Genomic DNA, 4,034 nt, shown 5'->3' on the forward strand with positions numbered 1-4,034 from the left:
CATTATTTTACACCAAATGAGATAATATTAACGGTTATTTACAGTATATTCCTTTACGTTATTTTATAACTCCAGAAGCTCGTTTGGCCGGGCCAAGCTGGTAAATTCGATGCCCAAGGCTATTCTGAACTTATTCGGGTGGAAAAGGTGGGACGCAATCAGCCCTGTCCCTGTGGGAGCGGGAAGAAATACAAAGAGTGCTGCGGTAAAGATGCCGGATGATCAGGATAAAACCGCAAGTAGCAAAAGATAATATCAATGGTTAAGCAGCACATCCGCACTCATAGATTAAAATATTGTAGAATGAAAATACCCAATCCTTTCCAGACGCATATGATGTAATATCATCTGCCGAAGGGGGGATTGTGTTGAATTACAAGGTTTGTTTTGCCGCCTATCTACGGCGGCAGGACCGCCGCGAGTCTACAATAAAAAGCTATAGCCATGCCCTGGTTGAGTTTTGTAAATACTGTGGCAGCCAGGGCAAAAGAAACGGAATAGTCAGGCAAATGACTCCCGCCTGGATGGAGTCATATAAGCGCCATCTTCTGGGTAACAAGGGTTTGCGGCCTTCCACGGTGAATCAGCGCTTGTCGGCCTTGTCCGCCTTCGGCAGATTCCTGGTCGCCAAGAGTATATTGAATCATAACCCCTTCGACCTGGTCGCCCGGGTTGGCCGCAAACCGCTAAGTTCGGAGGAACTACACAATTCCTGGGATAGCGTCCAACGCCTGCGCGCCGAAGTTCACAAGGATGTTATCAATGTGCGCGATCGCGCCCTGGTTGAGCTGCTTTACGCTGACCTATCGGTGCGGGAACTGTGCAGTCTCAGATATGAGGAAGGCTGGAGCTCGGACAATGAGATTATCCAGATCGGTGACCGTAAGGTAACCTTGCATGCCCGGGCCTGTCTGGCCTTGGAACACTACGGTATCCTCAGGCCGATTTTAAAGGGCGATTACTTGTTGGTAGGATCAGGGCCGGGCTGGTCAATGAAGCCGGGCCAGATATATGCCACGGTTCGTAAACTGGCCCGAATGGCGGGAGTGAGTATCGGGGTGAAGGATCTGCGCCTGGCTCGCTATGTCGGTGAGGTTTATGGATTTGAACCAGCCGCAATCCCCGCTGCCGTTGCCGCATAAAGCATCATTATTATGCCATTTAACTTGTGTGGTTCTCACTTGGATACAATTTTATGCTGCATGGTGGAATGAGTAAGAAGCAGCGGCAAGCACAAATGGACAGCATAGCGAGGATTACTGATACCGAGGAGCGCATTGTAATTGCTACCGGCCGGTACATAGGGGAGGGATTTGACGATTCGAGGCTAGATACCCTTTTCCTGGTGATGCCAATTGCTTGGAAAGGCACTTTGCATCAATATGCTGGGCGCTTGCATCGATTGCACCACATAAGCATGATGTCCGAATATCGTCCGAATTATAGGTATAGTGGTGGGTAGCAGTGCCAGCGCTTTACGGAGTTGCCCAGATTGCGCTACTGATCGACACATAAAATAGAGTCTTACAGAGGCCGCCTACTATATCATTAACCTGCAGGCTAGGGCCTGTCAGGCTCTGGAACATTATACTAATCGAGTCGTTCCAAGCTCAGGCCATGGCTTGGAAATTTTCCCCGCTAGGAACCCCTGGCTGAATGCAAAAGACTAAGTTAATCGTTAATCGGTTTGAGGAAGTGGCGTAATTACAGGAGCCATTCATAATTGCGTTTGCCATAGAGAATACGGCGAATCTGCACGGTGTCGCCCTTCACAACGTAAAACACCAGGTAGTTTTCCACAACCAGACAACGGTAACCCTTCACTTTCAGGGAATTGTTGCGTACATAAGGGCACCGGTCCGGCATCTGCGAAAGACTGATGATTTTCTCTACAATCAGATCATAGTACCGTAGTGCGGCATCAGCAGAAAGGGTGTTTAGATAGTTGACGAGGTCCTTCAAATCCCGCTTAGCAGCGGGATATATCTTTACCTTATAGACGTCCATGAACCGTACCCCTCAACTGCTTTGATACTTCCAGGAAATCCTCACCTTGAGCTCCGCTGATGATTTCCTCCTCAGCCTCGGCTAGTTTTGCGTATAGGTTGATCAGCGCCTGCTGGCGCTCATAAGTCTCCAAGCTCATTACAACCATGTCTCCTACACCGTTTTTAGTGATGAAAACAGGCTCGCGGGTCTGATGGCAAATTTCCGAAATATCATTGGCATTGTTCCTTAAATCCGAAATGGGCCTTATATTTGGCATTTCAAAACCCCCATACTCAATATTTACACCTAAAATATATCATAATATTGATAGTCGATCAACAATGCCGAAGCATTGCTTCCTGCGGTGACAGATGGGGACGTTGGACGTTCCTTTTTTGTCACTCCCATCTGTCACCGCCTGACATAGTTGCCAATTCTGAAACCCGTGCAGCATGGTACAATATAATTTATAATAAAATCCTAATAAAAACCTTAATAAACAGACAATATACCCCCCGCTCAGCCACGGATCCCTGTCTCTGAGAAGATGCGCCGACTGCCTTAAGGGTCGCCAATACATTCGGCCTCTCGTTGAAGGTTCCGGCGTAACCAGCATGGCGCTAGAAAGGCGATAAGAATGAAAGTATCTTACAGTCTTACAGAGAAGAATTTTAACGAAATCACGGCGGAGCTTTCCCAGACTGCGATGGGCATTCTAAAAGCAGATACCGTCATACGCGGCGCACGTATTTTGAATGTCAATACCCGGGAAATTGAAGAGCACAAAGATGTTGCCATTAAATTTGGACGGATCGTTGCCGTAGGGAAAGCGGATCATACCATCGGGGAAGACACGCAGATAATCGATGCGGCAGGATATACCCTGGTGCCGGGGTTTCTGGACGGGCATATGCATGTTGAAAGCAGTATGATGTCGGTCAGAGAATTTACCCGGGCTGCATTACCCAGAGGAACCACGACCATATTCATGGATCCTCATGAGATTGCCAATGTTTTAGGCATGAAGGGGGTTCAGATGATGGTGGAAGAGGGCAGGAGCATGCCCATGAAAATTTATGCCACCATGCCTTCCTGTGTCCCTGCTGCGCCTGGTTTTGAAGATGCCGGGGCGGTTTTCGGCCCGGATGATGTCAAAGAGGCCATGAGTGATGACCGTATAATCGGCTTGGGAGAGATGATGAATTTTCCCGGGATCATTTACGGCGATAAAAATGCCCACGGGGAGTTGAAAGCTACGCTGGATGCAGGGAAACCGATTACCGGGCATTATTCGATTCCCGACCTGGAAATCGGACTGCCGGCTTATGCTGCTGCCGGAATCGCTTCCTGCCACGAAAGCACCACCAAAGAAGATGCGCTGGCCCGGATGAGGCTGGGGATGTATGCCAAAATGCGTGAAGGTTCAGCCTGGCACGATGTAAAAGAAACCGTCCGTGCCATCACTGAAAATCATATCGACAGCCGCTATGCGGTTCTGGTGACAGACGATGTTCACCCCCATACCTTGCGGGAACTGGGACATCTCGATCATGTCGTGCGCCAGGCCGTCAGACAAGGTGTCGATCCCATCACGGCAATCCAGATGGTAACCATAAACACCGCCCAGTGCTTTCGGGTAGACCGGCATCTGGGAAGTATTTCGCCGGGGCGCTGTGCTGATATCAACTTTATCAGTGATCTGGCCGAGGTTGCGGTTGACAGGGTGATGGTGGACGGGAAAATCGTGGCTGAAAGCGGGCAGATGATCATGGAACTGCCCTACTATACTTATCCCGAGGAAGCCCGTCATTCTGTACATCTGAAGGAAAAGCTGTCACCGCAGCATTTTGTTATCAAGGCGCCTGCGGGTCTTGCAACGGTCAAGGCCCATGTCATGGAAATACGCGAAGCCCACGTGGGGACATATCACCGTTTGATCGAAATGAAGGTGGAAAACGGACAGCCCCTGCACCGGGAAGCAGGGGATATCGCCAAAGTGATGGTGATGGAAAGGCATGGCGGGCCGGGGACTTACGGTTTGGGCT

General features: G+C 49.6%; 5 protein-coding genes and 1 pseudogene. 4 read left to right on the forward strand and 2 right to left on the reverse strand.

Annotation, left to right across the window (positions count from 1 at the left end):
* Window positions 1–123 precede the first annotated feature (123 nt).
* From B2633_RS14060 to B2633_RS14070, 3 genes and pseudogenes are all read left to right on the forward strand, one after another.
* A pseudogene (locus B2633_RS14060) lies at window positions 124–222 on the forward strand (SEC-C metal-binding domain-containing protein); the annotation flags it as partial.
* Window positions 223–368: 146 nt separating this feature from the next.
* On the forward strand, window positions 369–1,142 hold the full coding sequence (locus B2633_RS14065) for a tyrosine-type recombinase/integrase (RefSeq protein ID WP_483171367.1): 774 nt from the start codon (window positions 369–371) through the stop codon (window positions 1,140–1,142).
* Window positions 1,143–1,195: 53 nt separating this feature from the next.
* On the forward strand, window positions 1,196–1,462 hold the full coding sequence (locus tag B2633_RS14070; RefSeq protein ID WP_483171368.1) for a helicase-related protein: 267 nt from the start codon (window positions 1,196–1,198) through the stop codon (window positions 1,460–1,462).
* 242 nt (window positions 1,463–1,704) lie between these two features.
* Here the strand turns inward: B2633_RS14070 and B2633_RS14075 are convergent, their stop codons facing one another.
* Together B2633_RS14075 and B2633_RS14080 are read right to left on the reverse strand one after the other, a co-directional pair.
* Entirely contained in the window at window positions 1,705–2,007 is a 303-nt protein-coding gene (locus B2633_RS14075) for a type II toxin-antitoxin system RelE/ParE family toxin (protein WP_483171369.1), read from the reverse strand.
* Window positions 1,994–2,266, reverse strand: a complete 273-nt coding sequence (locus B2633_RS14080; RefSeq protein WP_483171370.1) for a type II toxin-antitoxin system Phd/YefM family antitoxin — start codon at window positions 2,264–2,266, stop codon at window positions 1,994–1,996. Before B2633_RS14080 ends, B2633_RS14075 begins: the two co-directional genes overlap by 14 nt.
* A gap of 360 nt (window positions 2,267–2,626) precedes the next feature.
* Here B2633_RS14080 and B2633_RS14085 point away from each other — a divergent pair.
* On the forward strand, window positions 2,627–4,034 hold a 1,408-nt coding region (locus tag B2633_RS14085; RefSeq protein ID WP_483171371.1), incomplete at its 3' end, for an adenine deaminase.

The sequence above is a fragment of the Syntrophomonas sp. UBA1041 genome, from assembly GCF_002316705.1.
In the GTDB taxonomy this organism is placed as follows: Bacteria; Bacillota; Syntrophomonadia; order Syntrophomonadales; family Syntrophomonadaceae; genus DTU019.

Bases quoted from the DNA above. Each gene is read 5' to 3' on its own strand.
- B2633_RS14070 (WP_483171368.1), top strand. From the start codon at position 1,196: ATGCTGCATGGTGGAATGAGTAAGAAGCAGCGGCAAGCACAAATGGAC.
- B2633_RS14080 (WP_483171370.1), bottom strand. From the start codon at position 2,266: ATGCCAAATATAAGGCCCATTTCGGATTTAAGGAACAATGCCAATGAT.
- B2633_RS14075 (WP_483171369.1), bottom strand. From the start codon at position 2,007: ATGGACGTCTATAAGGTAAAGATATATCCCGCTGCTAAGCGGGATTTG.